This is a genomic window from Klebsiella sp. LTGPAF-6F, from assembly GCF_001753185.1.
Lineage (GTDB): Bacteria > Pseudomonadota > Gammaproteobacteria > Enterobacterales > Enterobacteriaceae > Klebsiella > Klebsiella michiganensis.
Genome location: NZ_CP017450.1, coordinates 1,159,368 through 1,176,639, shown reverse-complemented (window position 1 = coordinate 1,176,639; position 17,272 = coordinate 1,159,368). Strand labels below are relative to the sequence as shown.

Here is a 17,272-nt window from a genome sequence, read left to right as displayed (position 1 = left end):
TGGCGGGAGCTTTCTCCCGCCCTGATGCTTTAGTCATACGATGACAGATTCCCACTACATCGGGCGCTTTGCCCCCTCACCTTCCGGCGAACTCCACTTCGGCTCATTGATTGCCGCGCTTGGCAGCTATCTCCAGGCTCGGGCGCAGAACGGTATCTGGCGCGTGCGCATTGAAGATATCGATCCGCCGCGTGAAGTCCCCGGCGCCGCCGAGACTATTCTTCGTCAGTTAGAGCACTTCGGCCTGCACTGGGACGGAGAGGTACTCTGGCAGTCAAAACGCCACGAAGCCTATCGTGAGCGCCTGGCCTGGCTACGCGAGCAGGGCCTCTGCTACTACTGCACCTGCACCCGCGCGCGTATCCACGCTATTGGCGGCCTTTACGACGGCCACTGCCGGGATTTACGCCTCGGCGCGGAAAACGCCGCTCTGCGCCTGCGGCAAACGCGTCCGGTCCTTGAATTTTATGACCAGCTACGCGGCACCATCGTCGCCGACGAGCCTCTGGCGCGTGAAGATTTTATTATCCACCGTCGCGATGGGCTGTTCGCCTATAATCTGGCGGTGGTGGTGGACGATCATTTTCAGGGCGTCAGCGAAATCGTCCGCGGCGCCGATCTTATCGAGCCGACGGTGCGGCAAATTTCGCTCTATCAGCATTTTGGCTGGCAGGCGCCGGACTATATCCATTTGCCGCTGGCCCTCAACGCGCAGGGCAATAAACTGTCGAAGCAAAACCACGCTCCGGCGTTATCTACAGGCGATCCGCGCCCGGAAATTGTGCGGGCGCTAACGTTTCTTAATCAGGATGTCATTCAGGAATGGCAGACGCTGAGCATTGAGGATTTACTCAAGTACGCGGTAGCGAACTGGCGGCCGGAGCAAATCCAGCATTCTCAAATGCGTTCTGCTGAGCTATGATTAGCCGCTATTTTTTTGTCCTGAAGTCCGTCTGACACTACGAGGTGTACCATTTTTACCCGAGTCGCTAATTTTTGCCGTAAGGTGCTAAGCCGTGAAGAGCGCGAGGCAGAAGCCGCCGTCGAACAACTACATATGACGGTTATCCCGCGCGAGCAGCATGCAATTTCCCGCAAAGATATCAGTGAAAATGCCCTCAAGGTCATGTACAGACTCAATAAGGCGGGCTACGAATCGTGGCTGGTCGGCGGCGGCGTACGCGATCTGCTGCTGGGCAAAAAACCCAAAGATTTTGACGTCACCACCAACGCCACGCCGGAGCAGGTGCGTAAGCTGTTCCGCAACTGCCGTCTGGTCGGCCGTCGCTTCCGCCTGGCGCACGTGATGTTCGGGCCGGAAATTATCGAAGTCGCGACCTTCCGCGGCCATCACGAAGGCCACACCACCGATCGCGTCACCTCCCAGCGCGGCCAGAACGGCATGCTGCTGCGCGACAATATCTTCGGTTCGATTGAAGAAGACGCCCAGCGTCGCGACTTTACCATCAACAGCCTCTATTACAGCGTGGCGGATTTCACCGTCCGCGACTACGTCGGCGGCATGAAAGATCTGCAGGATGGCGTCATCCGCCTGATCGGCGATCCGGAAACCCGCTATCGCGAAGATCCGGTGCGCATGCTGCGCGCGGTGCGTTTTGCGGCGAAGCTCAGTATGAGCATCAGCGAAGAGACCGCCGAACCGATTCCGCGCCTGGCGACGCTGCTGCACGATGTGCCCCCGGCGCGCCTGTTTGAAGAAGTGTTAAAGCTGCTGCAGGCCGGCGACGGCTATCAAACCTATCTCCTGCTGCGCGAATATAATCTGTTCCAGCCGCTGTTCCCGACCATTACCCGCTACTTCACCGAGCGCGGCGATAGCCCGATGGAGCGCATCATCAGCCAGGTGCTGAAGAATACCGATAACCGCATTCGCAACGATATGCGCGTTAATCCGGCGTTCCTGTTCGCGGTAATGTTCTGGTACCCGCTGCTGGAAACCGCGCAGAAAATCGCCCAGGAAAGCGGGCTGGCCTACTACGACGCCTTCGCGCTGGCGATGAACGACGTGCTGGACGAGGCCTGCCGTACGCTGGCGATCCCGAAACGCATCACCACCCTGGTGCGCGACATCTGGCAGCTTCAGCTACGGATGTCCCGCCGTCAGGGCAAACGCGCGTGGAAGCTGATGGAGCATCCCAAATTCCGCGCCGCCTACGATCTGCTGGAGCTGCGCGCCGGCGCAGAGAACAATAGCGAACTACAGCGCCTGACCAAATGGTGGGGCGAGTTCCAGGTCGCCGCGCCGCCGGCTCAGAAAGATATGCTGGATGATTTAGGCGACGATCCGGCTCCACGTCGCCGCCACCGCCGTCCGCGCAAACGCGCGCCGCGTCGCGAAGGTAGCGCATGACGCTCGCTTATATCGCTATCGGCAGCAATCTGGCCTCGCCGCTGGAGCAGGTTAACGCTGCCGTCAACGCGCTGTCGGAGATTCCTGGCAGCCGGGTGATAAGCGTTTCCTCTTTCTACCGTACGCCGCCGCTGGGGCCACAGGATCAGCCTGACTATCTCAACGCCGCCGTGGCGCTGGAAACGACCCTGGACGCAGACGCGCTGCTCAATCACACCCAGCGCATCGAACTGCAGCAGGGCCGCACGCGTAAAGCTGAACGCTGGGGACCGCGCACGCTGGACCTCGACATCATGCTGTTTGGCAATGAGGTGATTAACACCCCGCGCCTGACCGTACCGCACTACGATATGCAAAACCGCGGTTTTATGCTGTGGCCGCTGTTTGAAATCGCCCCTGAGCTGCGTTTCCCCGACGGCCCGGCGCTGCGCGACGTGCTGGCCAATCTCGGCGCGGAAAAACCCGCCGCCTGGTAATACCCCTTCATTTTTTAGCAATTACGGCGATCGTGGTAATCGGTTGCCTAAAACCATTGCCCCCCTGAATGCGGCTGCTAGAATGCCGGTTAAAATGACTTTCATCATCAGGAAACGTTATGAAACCGACCACTATCGCCCTGCTGCAGAAATGCAAACAGGAGAAGAAACGCTTCGCCACTATCACCGCCTACGACTACAGCTTTGCGAAGCTGTTTGCCGATGAGGGTATCAACGTGATGCTGGTCGGCGATTCGCTGGGCATGACGGTGCAGGGCCACGACTCCACCCTGCCGGTGACCGTAGAAGACATTGCCTATCACACGCGCGCGGTGCGCCGCGGAGCGCCCAACTGTCTGCTGCTCGCCGATCTGCCGTTTATGGCTTACGCCACGCCGGAACAGACCTTCGAGAACGCCGCCATCGTGATGCGCGCGGGAGCCAATATGGTCAAAATCGAGGGCGGCGCATGGCTGGCGGACACCGTGAAAATGCTTGCCGAGCGCGCGGTGCCGGTGTGCGGGCACCTCGGTCTGACGCCCCAGTCGGTGAACGTCTTCGGCGGCTATAAAATTCAGGGCCGCGGCGATGCCGGGCAAGTTCTGCTGGATGACGCGCTGGCGCTGGAAGCGGCGGGCGCACAGCTGCTGGTGCTGGAGTGCGTACCGGTCGAGCTGGCGAAACGCGTCACCGAGGCGTTAACCATCCCGGTGATCGGCATCGGCGCGGGCAACGTCACCGACGGGCAAATCCTCGTCATGCATGACGCATTCGGCATTACCGGCGGCCATATTCCCAAATTTGCCAAAAATTTCCTGAGCACAGCGGGCGACATGCGCGCCGCGGTACGGCAATATGTTGCCGAAGTGGAGTCCGGCGTCTATCCGGGCGAAGAACACAGTTTCCATTAAGGAGTGTTGTTGTGCTGATTATTGAAACCCTGCCGCTGCTGCGCCAGCATATCCGTCGTTTACGCCAGGAAGGCAAGCGCATTGCGCTGGTTCCCACCATGGGCAACCTGCACGATGGTCATATGAAGCTGGTTGATACCGCCAAAGCCAGCGCGGATGTGGTGGTGGCCAGTATCTTCGTCAACCCTATGCAGTTCGACCGCGCCGAGGATCTGGCGCGCTATCCGCGTACCCTGCAGGACGATTGCGAAAAGCTGAACAAGCGTAAGGTCGATTTTGTCTTTGCCCCTGCCGCGGCGGAAATCTATCCGCACGGCCTCGAAAATCAGACTTACGTGGATGTTCCGGGGCTGTCGACGATGCTCGAGGGCGCCAGTCGTCCGGGCCACTTCCGCGGCGTTTCCACTATCGTCAGCAAGCTGTTCAACCTGATCCAGCCGGACGTCGCCTGCTTCGGCGAAAAAGACTTCCAGCAGCTGGCGCTGATCCGCAAAATGGTGGCCGATATGGGCTACGACATCGAGATTATCGGCGTACCGATTATGCGCGCGAAAGATGGGCTGGCGCTCAGTTCACGCAACGGCTATCTCAGCGCAGATCAGCGCAAAGTTGCGCCGGGGCTGTATAAGGTGATGAATGGCGCGGCGGAGAAGCTGGCGGCCGGCGAGCGCAATCTTGACGAGATTATCGCGATTGCCGCGCAGGAGCTGAACGAAAAAGGCTTCCGCGCCGATGATATCCAGATCCGCGATGCCGACACGCTGCTCGACCTGACGGAAAACAGCCAGCGCGCGGTGATCCTGATGGCGGCATGGCTCGGCGAAGCGCGTTTGATCGACAACCAGATAGTGGCGCTCGTTCGGTAGACACGGGTTAAAAATCGGGCAATACTGCCTGGAATTTCCTCAAGGCGGGCGTCACGTCCGCTTTGTTATCGTTAAGCTTTAAAGGTAGACGTTATGATTCGTAATATGCTGCAGGGCAAACTCCACCGCGTAAAAGTCACGCAGGCCGACCTGCACTATGAAGGCTCCTGCGCTATTGATCAGGATTTCCTGGATGCGTCCGGCATCCTTGAAAACGAGGCAATTCATATCTGGAACGTGACCAACGGTAATCGTTTCTCCACCTACGCCATCGCCGCGGAGCGCGGTTCGCGAATTATCTCCGTGAACGGCGCGGCGGCACACTGTGCGAGCGTCGGCGATATTCTGATTATCGCCAGCTTCGTCACCATGCATGACGAAGAAGCCCGCACCTGGCAGCCGAAAGTGGCCTATTTCGAAGGCGAAAACGAAATGAAGCGCCAGGCCAAAGCGATTCCGGTGCAGGTTGCCTGATATTATCAATAGCTCCGGAACTCTATCCGGAGCTATTATTTTTTTTGATTTATATTATTCTTCGATATAATATGATCATTGTGATCAATATTACCCCCCCCCGCTACCTTTCTCAATCACATCATTAGATTATTTAAAAATAGACTTACCCCCTTATCACACATAGAAAGCAAAAATCAATCCGTCATTACTTACATTATTTTGTAAAAATATTAAGTATTAGCCCTCATCTAAAAGAATAGAATCATTGGCACCTAAATATTATTTAGGCTGCTCCCACGCGTTATGGGAAAGTTTAATTTTATATGGATGTTTATCTATGAATAAGTTAACCATTGCTGCCGCATCAATTATTCTGGCTTTGGGCTCCGCTTCCGCATTTGCTGAAGATACGGTAACTACAATCGGTAACGACGTTGGTCTTATCACATTTGATGGCGCAGTTTCTGATACCACTTGCACCATCACCACTAATAACGGCATTAATGCAAACAACGTCACCATTAGCATGCCGGTGGTAAAAAAATCAGAAGTTGAAGGTACCAGCGTTGATGCAGGCGTTGGCTCAAAAGAGTTCGAACTGCACCTGAGCAGCTGCCCGGACACGCTGACCAAAGCATCCGCGACCTTTACCTCTCAGCAGTTTGCCGAACTCTCTAACGGCACGCTGAAAACCGATCCGAGCGTCACCGGTCATGCCGATAACGTGAGCCTGGCGCTGTTTAACAACAGCACCACCGACACCAGTCGCATTCAGGTTGGCCTGCCGAATAACAACACGCAGGTCGCCACCCTGAAAGGCGGCGAAGGCGTACTGGCTTATCGCGTTGCCTACGTTCCAGGCGCCGATTGGGTGAAAGGCACCAACGATATCACCGCGGGTAAAGTGACGAGCAACGCGACGTTTACTATGTCTTACGAGTAATCGTAACGTAATGGATTGTGCGTCTGCGGCTGAAAGCAGGCGCATTGCAGGGAGCTGATGGTTATGGATCGTTTTACCCAACTTACGCTGACATCGCTGGTATGCGCCAGCGCGGCGTTCAGTACGCTTAATGCCCGTGCGGATATCGTTATTTCCGGCACCCGTATTATCTATCCCCAGTCGTCCAAAGACGTCACCGTTAAAATGGAAAATCGCGGTAATAACCCGCTGCTGGTACAGTCGTGGCTTGATGACGGTCGCGATACCGTTAATCCTCAGGAGCTGAAGCTGCCGTTTGTCGTCACGCCGCCGGTCTCGCGCATCGACCCGTCGAAGGGGCAAACCGTACGTATTACGTGGACCCAACAACCTCTGGCCCAGGATCGGGAATCGCTGTTCTGGTTTAACGTCCTTGAGGTGCCGCCAAAAGCAAAAGATGCTGATAGCCAAAACGCATTGCAGCTGGCGTTTCGCACCCGCATTAAGATGTTTTTTCGCCCGGATGGTTTGCAGGGCGATCCGGCGGTTGCCGCCGGTAATCTGCAATGGACGCAGCAAGGAACCGCGTTAATCGCCAATAATAGCAGCCCTTATTATATATCAATGGCTAAAGCGACCATTACCGTGAAGGGAAAAAAAATAGAGGTCGATTCTCACACTATTCCTCCGCTCTCTCATGAAACGATCCCCGTTAAAAATGCGCCAGCATTACAGGGAGGGGGAATTGAATATATCGCTATTAACGATTTTGGTGGTACCGAAAAACATCAAGCCACCATCAATTAATTGTTACTGCTGAAGGACCTCAGCCTTTACAAGAACAGGGACAACATGTTTTTTCGTCGATCGTTATTGTGTACAACGCTATATATTGCACTGCCGTCCTCAGTAATGGCGGAACAAGCGCTTTCAGCGGCTTCAGATGAAGTTGAATTTAACGATCAGTTTTTATTCAGTACCGGTAGCAATATTGACGTCAGCCGTTTTTCTAAAGGGAATCCGGTGCCGCCGGGCACCTATAAGACGCAAGTTTTACTGAATAATCAGCCGAAGATGCTGGTGGATTTTACCTTTAATGATAACGGTACGCCTCGCGCAACGCCCTGCTTCACCGCAAAGCTGCTGGCGCAAATTGGCGTAAAAACGGTGGGAATGGATCTCGAATCCGCGGCCTGTATCGATATTGCGCAACAGTATCCGCAATCGACGTGGAATTATGATATCGGCACCCAGGAGCTCTCGCTCTCAATGCCGCAAATTTACACCCTTAAACACCCTAACGGTTACGTCGATCCTTCACTCTGGCAGAACGGGATTAACGCCGCGATGGTTTCTTACGATCTCAACGCCTGGCATAACGAAAGCGACAGCAGCAGCTCCGATTCGGTTTATGCCGGATTGAAGTACGGCGTGAATGTCGGCGCTTGGCATCTACGGGCCAGGGGCAACGCCAACTGGGATGAAGACTCCGGTAGCGATTACACCAGCCAGGATATTTATCTCCAGCGCGATGTCGCCGCATTACGCTCGCAGTTTCTGATCGGCGACTCTTATACCCGCGGTGATGGCTTCGATTCGTTCAGCCTGCGCGGCGTACGTTTTTACAATGACGATCGCATGCTGCCCGGCGGCGCCTCAACCTACGCCCCGGAGATCCGCGGCGTGGCGAAAAGTAATGCGAAGATCGTGATTAAGCAGAACGGTAATAAGATTTATGAAACCACCGTCCCACCGGGGCCCTTTGCTATCACCGATCTCAGCACTACCGGCTATGGTAGCGACCTGGATGTCTCCATTGAAGAAGCGGACGGCAGCATCCGTACTTTCTCGGTACCCTACTCATCGGTCACTCAAATGCTCAGGCCCGGATATGGACGCTGGGATATCGGCGCCGGGGAACTGCATGATGACGGTTTACATGACAGGCCCAGGTTAGGTTACGCCACGGGATATTACGGCTTAAACAACACCTTCACCGGCTATGCTGGCTTTCAGTATATGGATATCGGCTACTACGCCGGGTTAGCAGGTATCGCGACGAATACGCCCATCGGCGCGTTCGCTTTTGACATCACGCATTCAACAACCGCTATGGATAATCTGGAGACCCTGACGGGCCAGAGCTATCGCGTGACGTGGAGCAAACTACTCAGGGAATCAAACACCTCATTCAACATTGCCGCCTGGCGTTTCTCCACCGAAAACTATATGTCGTTACGCGACGCGGCCACCTTAAATAGCAACGTCAAACGTCATGATAATGCGTCGCAGCAGGAGTACTCCCGTTTTCAGCGGATGAAAAATCAGTTCCAGGTCAATGTGAGTCAGCCGATATCCCTTTGGGAATCCAGCAGCGGCAACCTGTATGTAAGCGGTAGCTGGGAGGATTACTGGAACAAAACCTCCTCTACCTCCCAGTACTCTATCGGTTATAACGACGCATTTTCATGGGCCAGCTATAGCGTTTCACTCCAGCGTTCCTATAACGAATATGGCGATAAGGACGACAGCGTTTACCTCAATCTGAGTATTCCGCTGGAAAACCTGCTGGGACACAACAAACGGCCGCTCGGTTTTTCAACCATCAATACCAGCCTCAACAGCGACCTGAAGTCGAACAATAACATCTCCACCAGCGCCAACGGCAATACCGACGACTATCGCTTCAGCTACAGCCTTAACACCAGCGCCAGCCGGTCAGATGGCTCGTCAATCAACCAGGTTGGCGGTTACGGCAGCTACAGCAGCCCGTGGGGGCCCTTAAGCCTGTCGGCTTCTGCTTCCGATGATGACAGCCGCCAGTACTCCATGAGCTACAGCGGCGGCATGCTGCTGCATTCCGGCGGCTTGACTCTGGCCCCGGGCAGTATTGGCGATACCGATACCCTGGCGCTGGTGCACGCCTCCGGGGCGGAAGGCGCTCGTTTAACGAATGGCGACGGGCGTATTAATCGCTTTGGCTATGCCATTCAACCTTACTTATCCGCCTATCGGGAAAATAGCGTCGGTCTCAACATCGACACAATGGAAGAAGATGTTGAAGTGAAGAATACCAGTACGGTCGTGGTCCCCCGCAGTGGCTCCGTTGTGCGGGTTGATTTCGAAACCAACGAAGGGCGCTCACTCCTGCTGGAGCTTCAGCGCTCCGACAAGGGGTTTATCCCGCTCGGCGCGGATGTGCAAAACGAACGGGGCGAATCTATCGGCACGGTCGGACAGGCCGGTATGGCCTATGTTCGCGGCGTCACGGAAAGCGGAACACTACAGGTTATCTGGGGAAGCGGCCGCGAAGGACGCTGCACCGTTCATTATCAGCTCGCTGATAGCGGTGCCGATAGAAAAGTGGGGCTTACCCGTCTACTGAGTCATCAACGCTGCCAGATGTAACGGCACTTTTTTACAGGGAACAGAATGAAGATAATCAGTTTTAGAAAACGCTGCCTGCTGGGCTGTAGCGGCATTTTACTCGCTACCGCGTTACCGGGTCAGGCAACATCGCTGGATGTCACCTTTACCGCTAACCTGCGCGAAACGACCTGCGATATGGCCATTGAAGGCGGCAGCGGCGATGGCAAAAACAACACCATTCCTGTCGGCGCGAATGGCATAGTGAGCCTGGATAAAATTATCAGCGGCGACAGCGCGGCGCAGGCAACCTTTAAGCTGAAAATCACGGAATGCCCGAGCAGCCTGCAGTCGCTTAAAACCACCATCAGCGGGACGAAATCGGCGGAAAAAGAGACGGTGATTCTGAATGGTAACGCAACGGCAGATGCTGCGGGAGCCCTTGGGATCACTATCGCCAGAGCTTCCGCCACCGATGCCCCTTTCGTGATTAATGCGGGCTCGGACACGGGTAGACTGGTATGGACCAGCCAGGAAATTAACAACAAAGAAGTTCCTCTGGTCGCGACGCTGGTTGAAACGCAGACGGGACAAGGCACGACGGGTGCCTTTAGCGCTTTGGCCACTTTCAACTTCACCTACGAATAATCATCAGAAAAGGAACCTCTTGATGAAAAAAATCTCTTTTCTGGGCGGTGTTGTCGGCACGTTGCTTTTTTCTGCGCCCTCTATTGCCGAGATAACCGGAACCAGCAGCATTTCCGCCACTTTTACCTCGACAATTCAAGCCGGTACCTGCACGGCGCAGATTCAGAACGCCAGCGGTCAGCCCATGAGTACGCTGAATTTCGGCGATGTATTTAAATCCGATCTGGTTAAGCAAAGCCGCAGCGAACCGTTCAAGGTAGCCTTTAGCAACTGTTCTGGGGTGAAATCCGCCAAATATCAAGTCATTCCCGGCAGCGGTGGCGGCTGCTCGGGCCCAAGTTCGAACGGCGACTCTTTTGCCGCAGGCAACTCAACGGCTTTTGAAGTGTGGCAAGGGGGGTCCGGAACGGGAACGTTGCTTAGCTGTAATAACAAGCCCTCACAAACGCTCAGCATCAGCGGTCGTTCGCTCAGCGTCAGTTTTGCTTCGCGCATTGTTATCGCTAAAGATAGAAAAATAGCCAACGTCACAGCGGGTAGCGTCAGCTCTCCCGTCACGTTTGTTATCACCTATCAGTAAGTTAAAAGGAGCAGCACCGCTATGTCATTCTGTATCCGTCTAATCGGCCCAGTTGGGAAGGCGTTGCTGGTTGTGGGAGCGGCAGGCGGGCTGTGCATGGCTCCTTATTTTGCGGATGCCGCGGATGAAAATAAAGAAGGGCTGGACGTCACCCTGACAGCCAATATTGTGGAAAATACCTGCCAGATTTCCATCTCTGGCAATGGAACCGTTCATCTACCTACGGTTTCCCGCCGTTGGTTTTATAACGATGACGGCACTTCGCGTTTGCAGCCCGGCGACCCTGCCAGCGGGACGCTATTTAGCGTGAACGTTGAAAGCTGCTCAGGCGATGCCACGACGGTCAATACTCTCACCTTTGGCTTTAAGCCACAAAATGGGATCTGGCCCGTGGAAAGCCAGCAGGTATTTATCAATGAAGCGCCAGCCGCCGCAGGCGGGGCGGAGAACGTCGGGATTGTCATTTTTTCTACCCACGATAACCGTAACGTTGTGAATAGCGACGGTAGCTCCGCCGTGGTTATTGATGTTTCAAAAGCGGATAACTATCTGGCCAGCTACGATTTTTATGCCCGCTATCAAAATACGGGCACCGTTACCCCAGGGAAAGTTAACAGTCATGTCCTGGTAGACGCTATTTACCAGTGATCAGGGAGGATGAGATGATCAAATTGATGGTATACCCATTCGCGCTGCTGGCTCTGAGCTTTGGCGCCAGCGCCAAGGAGTGCCATCTTGACGATGGCAGAAGCGGCTCGTTAACGCTGAACAACGGTGTAACCACCTATCCAATAACATTCAAGACAGCATTAGGTGACCAGGGAAGCAAGAAACCCGAGCTGCTTACCTTCGACATTCAGTCCAGTTACGCTCTCCGGACCGAATGCGATGCGGGAAACGATGGATTTGATTTTTATGCAAAAACCAACCCAAGCGCCACGCCGACCACCGTAGACGGCAGAGCACTTTTCCCTACAAATATAGAGGGTATTTATTATGCGGTAAGAATATACACCCAGGCCGGCGGCGGCGGATATTTGCCAGAGGCCAGCAGCAAGGACTGGGTTTGGGTCAGCGGCGGCAATCAGTCGTACTGGAATAACCAGCAATTAAAGTACTCTGTGACCTTGTATCAGGACGTCCCTTTTCAAGGAAACCTCAACCACGACATGAGAATTTACCCTAAAGATTCAAGAACATTGGGTCAAATCCGCGTCGGTTCGGCAGATTCAGATGACAATAACCCGTGGACGATTAACGTCAATCCCAGCAGCTTTAGCATACTGGTCATGGCCGCAACGTGTTCTTCCGCCATGGTCAATAACGGCACCAATAACGTGAACTTCGGCGACGTCATGTTCTCATCTTTCCGGGAAGGCTACTGGCCGAGAACACCGTTTACGTTAAGGTTAAGCGGATGCAATAACACCGTCTGGGTACGTATGAAGCTTGCCACACCTAAATCAGAATTGAGCGCGACCGGCGGCGTGACGCTAATGACCAATACGCTCACCGGCAGCGATGCGGCAACTGGCGTAGGAGTAGGGTTAGCGTCGAACTTCACTACCGCCGATGGTTTCAACCTGCAGCCCGGTTTAGAAATATGGTCGCCGTCAACAAGCGTCAGCAATTCGTCATCATATGACTATAGCTTTGATGCCTGGCTTTCCCGCGCATCCGGTGAGCTAAAGCCGGGAAAATTTAAAGCGATAGGCACGTTTACCATCGATTATTTCTGATCTACCCCTGCGGCTGGTTGCTTATCAGCCGCGACATCGTCTCCAGCGAATCCGTTCTTAATATATACAGCCTTTTCAACAAGAACGGATTATCGCCCGGCTTTACCTTCCCCCTCACCGTGGTCACCGCCAGATGAAAACCGGCGTCGTTGGCGGCCTGGACCGCCTTAGCGTTATAGCCGCCAAACGGGTAAGAGAGATACAGTACGTGGGGATTAAACTGCGCCAGCGCCCGCCGCGAATGCGCAAAATCAAACAGAATATTGTGATAGCTGCGGCTGAGGAGGATCGGATGACGTTCAGCATCAACCCGATGCAGGAAATGGGTATGCGACTGCACGTCAAAGACGTCCTGGATCTGTTTTAGCTCGGAAATGCTCATAAACTGCAGCGATTTCGGCGCCCATTTCTGCGGATGGCGCTTGATGCGCGACGAGATAATAAACGCCGTGGCGTGAAAGCCATACTGCTTGAGGATCGGGTAGGCATAGCGGTTGACCGACTTCAGCCCATCGTCAAAGGTGATCGCCACCGCACGCGCCGGAAGATTCACTTTATTACGCAGATAGCCTTCCAGTTGATACATGCTGAGCGTGGTATAGCCCTGGTCGCGTAGCCAGGTCATCTGATTGCTGAAGGCGCGCACGGAGGTCGTCGTTGAGGTATGGCGAAAGCGGGTATTTTCTTCATCACGCAGGATATGGTGATAAGTCAGTACAGGGATGCCGTTATCTTCTTGCGCATCCAGACTGCTCACCCACGCCAGGCGGTTGCCGATACGAATCTGAAACCAGGTTTGATTAAGCCGATCTTTGAGTTTGCTGATAATCGGATAACGCAGATTATTCGCCAGGGTGCCAAATGGCGCGCTGCCCACGGCGGGGGCATCATAGATTGGCGTATCTTTCCAGGTAATGAGGTTTTGGTTGCTCAGAGGCTTATGCAGATCGCCCAGGCTATCCTCCACCCGCTGCTTACCCTGTACCGGCCCCAGGTGGCCTTTATCGATAAAGCCGGTCGCAAAGCCAAAATTAAACTCATAGTAATCCGCCGCCGTCGGTACTACCGCCAGAATTTGCCCTGCCCGCACGTTACCGACGCTCACCACCTGATTGCCAACCTGCGCCCAGATATCCGCATCTTCGGTCGTTTGCATATAACGTGCCGGCACACCCTGCTGGCTTAACAGGCTGGCGGAGGCGCTTAGCGCCGTGAACAGGAGGAGTAAAGCAAGAATTCGGGCAAACATGCGCATCGAGCCGGTAGACAAGAACTGCCGTCATTGTAACAAAAGCCTCATCAATACCAATGCCTAATTCCCGTACGGCTCATGCAGTAGTCGAAAAGGTGGATTTTTTTGCTGCTGATGCCAGAGGCTGCTCACCGCCGGGCCTCCGGCGGTGACAATGGCGTGTCGGAAGGCTTCGCTGCTCAGACTCTGACGCAGCAAATACATACATTCCAGTAATGAATAGTCGATCCCGGAAATCACTTCACAGTGGGTGTGCTTATGGCTCAGCAGCGCCGCCACGCGATAAGGCGCCGCGCCGGTTTTATCGGTCAGAAAAATGACCCCGTCTCCGCCGTCCGTCTCGTGCAGCGCATCGCACATCATGCGGCTCAGCATATTGCTGCTGAGATTACGCCAGTAGTTGACCGCCCGACACTGCGTCAGCGGCCCAAACTTTTTCTCCAGACGATCCAGCATCTCCTGCGCCAGTTCGTCATGACAGGTAATCACCCAACCTAACATCGCCCACCTCCTTAGCAGGCAAACAATGTAGCAAGGGAAGAGATGAATATCGGTGATGACAATCAAAATTGTTTGCCGGCGCTTCGCTGAACGGGGCAGCGAAGCGCCGTGGTTGGCTAAATTAGCTGCGAAGCCCGCGTCCGCGCTGGATCAGATACCAGCACAAGAGATAAAACGCGACGATAAACACCACCAGCACGCCGAAGGTGGTGGCGAGCGGAACATCGTTAATGCCGAGGAAACCGTAGCGGAAACCGCTGATCATGTAGACGATCGGGTTCAGATGCGACAGCCCTTGCCAGAACGGCGGCAGCAGGGTCAGCGAATAAAAAACCCCGCCGAGATAGGTCAGCGGCGTCAGCACGAAGGTCGGAATAAGGCTGATATCGTCAAAGGTTTTGGCAAACACCGCATTCAGCAGACCGGCCAGCGAAAATAGCACGGCGGTCAGCACCAGGGTCAGGGCGACGAATATCCATGAGTGAACCTGGAACGGTACGAAAAACAGCGAAATCGCCGTCACCAGAATCCCGACGCACAGACCGCGGGCAACGCCGCCGCCCACATAGCCGGCGATAACCACGTGGGTGGGAACCGGCGCGACCAGCAGTTCTTCAATATTGCGCTGAAATTTCGCGCTGAAGAACGAGGACGCCACGTTGGCGTAGGCGTTGGTGATCACCGCCATCATAATCAGGCCCGGCACGATAAACTGCATATAGGTGAAACCGTGCATTTCACCGATGCGCGAGCCGATCAGATTGCCGAAAATAACAAAGTAGAGGGTCATAGTTATGACCGGCGGCACCAGCGTCTGGATCCAGATACGCATAAAGCGGTGGATCTCTTTGGTCCAGATGCTTTTCAGCGCGACCCAATAAAGCTGCATCATGCTGATTCTCCTTTCCGGTCATGGACCAGCGTGACAAACAGCTCTTCCAGACGGTTAGCTTTGTTACGCATACTTAATACCTGTACGCCCTGCGCGCTTAACTGAGTAAATACGCTGTTAATCCCCTGCTCACGCAGCACCTCAACCTCCAGCGTCGACGTATCAACCAGACGATACTGATAGCCTTCCAGTACCGGTAATGGGCTCTTAGGTGCCAGATCGAGAATAAAGGTTTCCGATTTCAGTTTGGAAAGCAGCGCCTTCATCGAGGTGTTTTCCACCAGCTCACCGTTCTGAATAATGCCAATATTGCGACACAGCATCTCGGCCTCTTCCAGATAGTGGGTAGTGAGGATAATCGTCGTGCCTTTATCGTTGAGATCTTTCAGGAAGCCCCACATCGAACGACGCAGCTCGATATCCACTCCCGCCGTGGGTTCATCAAGAATCAGCAGCTTCGGCTCGTGCATCAACGCGCGGGCAATCATCAGGCGGCGCTTCATGCCGCCGGAGAGCATCCGCGCGCGTTCGTTGCGTTTTTCCCAAAGATCGAGCTGTTTAAGGTACTTTTCGCTACGGGCGATCGCTTCTTTGCGCTCGACGCCGTAGTAGCCCGCCTGGTGAATCACAATCTGCTGCACGGTTTCAAACGGGTTAAAGTTGAACTCCTGCGGCACCAGGCCGAGCTGGCGCTTGGCGTTCACCACATCCTTTTGCAGGTCATAGCCAAACACGTTGACCTCGCCGGAGGTTTTATTCACCAGCGAACTGATAATGCCGATAGTGGTGGATTTTCCCGCGCCGTTTGGCCCCAGGAGCGCGTAAAAATCGCCCGCCTCAACCTGCAGATCGATTCCGCGCAGCGCCTGAACCCCGCCGGGGTAGGTTTTTTTAAGCTGTTTTAATTCCAGAGCAATGGTCATTAAATGTCTCTTCTCGTGTCGTGACACGCGATGGGTTGTTTTAAAAAATGTGAGGTTAACCTATATTAGCGCAACGCACTTACTTGGTTACAGGCCCGTAAACATCCATGAACGATATAGATACACTCATCAGCAACAATGCACTATGGTCAAAAATGCTGGTGGAGGAAGACCCCGGTTTCTTTGAGAAACTGGCACAGGCGCAGAAGCCGCGCTTTCTGTGGATTGGATGTTCCGATAGCCGCGTCCCCGCTGAACGTTTGACCGGCCTGGAACCTGGCGAGCTGTTTGTACACCGTAACGTCGCCAACCTGGTGATTCATACCGATCTGAACTGTCTTTCCGTCGTGCAGTACGCGGTCGACGTACTGGAGGTTGAACACATCATCATCTGCGGCCACTACGGCTGCGGCGGCGTGCAGGCGGCGATTGAAAATACCGAGCTTGGCCTTATCGACAACTGGCTGCTGCATATTCGCGATATCTGGTTTAAGCACAGCTCGCTGCTGGGGGAAATGCCCGAAGAGCGCCGCCTTGATACGCTGTGTGAATTGAATGTGATGGAGCAGGTTTACAACCTTGGCCATTCAACGATTATGCAGTCGGCGTGGAAGCGTGGACAGAAGGTGACGATTCACGGCTGGGCCTACGGCATTCACGATGGCATGTTACGCGATCTGGACGTGACCGCCGTCAGCCGCGAAACGCTGGAGCAGCGCTATCGCCAGGGCATTTCCAACCTTAAAAGCAAGCACGTCAATCACAGGTAATTCACGCGCCCCTCTTAACTATCCCGGATAAGCCGGGATAGACACTCCGCGTTACTCGTCCAGCAGCGTCACTTTGCCGATATACGGCAGGTGGCGATAGCGCTGAGCATAGTCGATACCGTACCCCACCACGAACTCGTCCGGGATCGCAAAACCGACAAACTCAACCGGCACCTTCACTTCGCGGCGGCTTGGCTTATCGAGCAGCGTACAAATCGCCAGCGATTTTGGTTCACGCAGGCTGAGGATTTCACGCACTTTTGACAGCGTATTGCCAGAGTCGATGATGTCTTCCACGATCAGCACATCTTTACCGCGGATATCTTCATCCAGGTCTTTGAGGATTTTGACGTCACGGGTGGTGGACATGCCGCTGCCGTAGCTCGAGGCGGTCATGAAATCTACTTCATGGGGTACCTGAACCTCACGGCACAGGTCGGCCATAAACATAAATGAACCGCGTAATAGCCCCACCAGCACCATTTCGCTGCCGCTATCTTTGTAATGTTCATTAATTTGACGACCGAGCTCAGCGATACGGGCTTTGATCTCAGTTTCCGGGATCATCACTTCTACAGTATGTTTCATAAAACTAACCA

19 protein-coding genes are annotated in these 17,272 nt (G+C 54.4%); 14 read left to right on the top strand and 5 right to left on the bottom strand.

The genetic code is table 11. The features are described from left to right. Positions 1–40: 40 nt before the first annotated feature. From gluQRS to BJF97_RS05445, 13 genes are all read left to right on the top strand, one after another. Positions 41–922 (top strand): tRNA glutamyl-Q(34) synthetase GluQRS, encoded by an 882-nt coding sequence (gene gluQRS / locus BJF97_RS05505; RefSeq protein WP_014837424.1) that lies wholly within the window; start codon positions 41–43, stop codon positions 920–922. Between the two features lie 51 nt (positions 923–973). Beyond that, positions 974–2,371 carry a polynucleotide adenylyltransferase PcnB gene (gene pcnB, locus BJF97_RS05500; RefSeq protein ID WP_071881716.1) on the top strand — a complete coding sequence of 466 codons (1,398 nt, stop codon included), beginning with the start codon at positions 974–976 and terminating at the stop codon, positions 2,369–2,371. Further along, the gene (gene folK, locus BJF97_RS05495; RefSeq protein WP_014227964.1) at positions 2,368–2,847 is read left to right on the top strand and encodes a 2-amino-4-hydroxy-6-hydroxymethyldihydropteridine diphosphokinase; all 480 of its coding nucleotides are present in this window, start codon (positions 2,368–2,370) and stop codon (positions 2,845–2,847) included. The genes pcnB and folK overlap by 4 nt, the downstream gene beginning before the upstream one ends. Before the next feature lie 119 nt (positions 2,848–2,966). Continuing rightward, a complete protein-coding gene (panB, locus tag BJF97_RS05490) occupies positions 2,967–3,758 on the top strand; it encodes a 3-methyl-2-oxobutanoate hydroxymethyltransferase (protein ID WP_004098680.1) in 792 nt (263 codons plus the stop codon). Positions 3,759–3,769: 11 nt separating this feature from the next. Continuing rightward, positions 3,770–4,624, top strand: a complete 855-nt coding sequence (panC, locus tag BJF97_RS05485; RefSeq protein WP_014227962.1) for a pantoate--beta-alanine ligase — start codon at positions 3,770–3,772, stop codon at positions 4,622–4,624. Positions 4,625–4,717: 93 nt separating this feature from the next. After that, a complete protein-coding gene (gene panD / locus BJF97_RS05480) occupies positions 4,718–5,098 on the top strand; it encodes an aspartate 1-decarboxylase (RefSeq protein ID WP_032694402.1) in 381 nt (126 codons plus the stop codon). 319 nt (positions 5,099–5,417) lie between these two features. After that, positions 5,418–6,023: a fimbrial protein gene (locus BJF97_RS05475; RefSeq protein ID WP_014227961.1), complete on the top strand. Its 606-nt coding sequence runs from the start codon at positions 5,418–5,420 to the stop codon at positions 6,021–6,023. Positions 6,024–6,086: 63 nt separating this feature from the next. After that, positions 6,087–6,809, top strand: coding sequence for a fimbrial chaperone (locus BJF97_RS05470; RefSeq protein ID WP_014227960.1), 723 nt, complete (start codon positions 6,087–6,089; stop codon positions 6,807–6,809). A gap of 45 nt (positions 6,810–6,854) precedes the next feature. Continuing rightward, on the top strand, positions 6,855–9,410 hold the full coding sequence (locus BJF97_RS05465; protein ID WP_032694403.1) for an outer membrane usher protein: 2,556 nt from the start codon (positions 6,855–6,857) through the stop codon (positions 9,408–9,410). Positions 9,411–9,434: 24 nt separating this feature from the next. After that, positions 9,435–10,016 (top strand): fimbrial protein, encoded by a 582-nt coding sequence (locus BJF97_RS05460; protein WP_014227958.1) that lies wholly within the window; start codon positions 9,435–9,437, stop codon positions 10,014–10,016. Positions 10,017–10,038: 22 nt separating this feature from the next. Continuing rightward, positions 10,039–10,596 carry a fimbrial protein gene (locus BJF97_RS05455; RefSeq protein ID WP_032694404.1) on the top strand — a complete coding sequence of 186 codons (558 nt, stop codon included), beginning with the start codon at positions 10,039–10,041 and terminating at the stop codon, positions 10,594–10,596. Between the two features lie 21 nt (positions 10,597–10,617). Continuing rightward, on the top strand, positions 10,618–11,244 hold the full coding sequence (locus BJF97_RS05450; RefSeq protein ID WP_420914704.1) for a fimbrial-like protein: 627 nt from the start codon (positions 10,618–10,620) through the stop codon (positions 11,242–11,244). A 14-nt stretch (positions 11,245–11,258) separates the two neighbouring features. Further along, the gene (locus BJF97_RS05445) at positions 11,259–12,335 is read left to right on the top strand and encodes a fimbrial protein (RefSeq protein WP_032694406.1); all 1,077 of its coding nucleotides are present in this window, start codon (positions 11,259–11,261) and stop codon (positions 12,333–12,335) included. 1 nt (position 12,336) lies between these two features. Here the strand turns inward: BJF97_RS05445 and BJF97_RS05440 are convergent, their stop codons facing one another. From BJF97_RS05440 to BJF97_RS05425, 4 genes are all read right to left on the bottom strand, one after another. After that, positions 12,337–13,590, bottom strand: coding sequence for a polysaccharide deacetylase family protein (locus BJF97_RS05440; RefSeq protein ID WP_025106512.1), 1,254 nt, complete (start codon positions 13,588–13,590; stop codon positions 12,337–12,339). 57 nt (positions 13,591–13,647) lie between these two features. Beyond that, positions 13,648–14,088, bottom strand: a complete 441-nt coding sequence (locus BJF97_RS05435) for a PTS sugar transporter subunit IIA (protein WP_032694407.1) — start codon at positions 14,086–14,088, stop codon at positions 13,648–13,650. 121 nt (positions 14,089–14,209) lie between these two features. Then, positions 14,210–14,980: an ABC transporter permease gene (locus tag BJF97_RS05430; protein ID WP_004098668.1), complete on the bottom strand. Its 771-nt coding sequence runs from the start codon at positions 14,978–14,980 to the stop codon at positions 14,210–14,212. Continuing rightward, positions 14,977–15,903, bottom strand: a complete 927-nt coding sequence (locus BJF97_RS05425) for an ABC transporter ATP-binding protein (RefSeq protein WP_014227952.1) — start codon at positions 15,901–15,903, stop codon at positions 14,977–14,979. Before BJF97_RS05425 ends, BJF97_RS05430 begins: the two co-directional genes overlap by 4 nt. Positions 15,904–16,010: 107 nt before the next feature. Between BJF97_RS05425 and can the strand changes: the two genes are divergently transcribed. After that, on the top strand, positions 16,011–16,673 hold the full coding sequence (gene can, locus BJF97_RS05420; protein ID WP_004098666.1) for a carbonate dehydratase: 663 nt from the start codon (positions 16,011–16,013) through the stop codon (positions 16,671–16,673). A gap of 51 nt (positions 16,674–16,724) precedes the next feature. Here the strand turns inward: can and hpt are convergent, their stop codons facing one another. After that, a complete protein-coding gene (gene hpt, locus BJF97_RS05415) occupies positions 16,725–17,261 on the bottom strand; it encodes a hypoxanthine phosphoribosyltransferase (RefSeq protein WP_014227950.1) in 537 nt (178 codons plus the stop codon). Positions 17,262–17,272 lie beyond the last annotated feature (11 nt).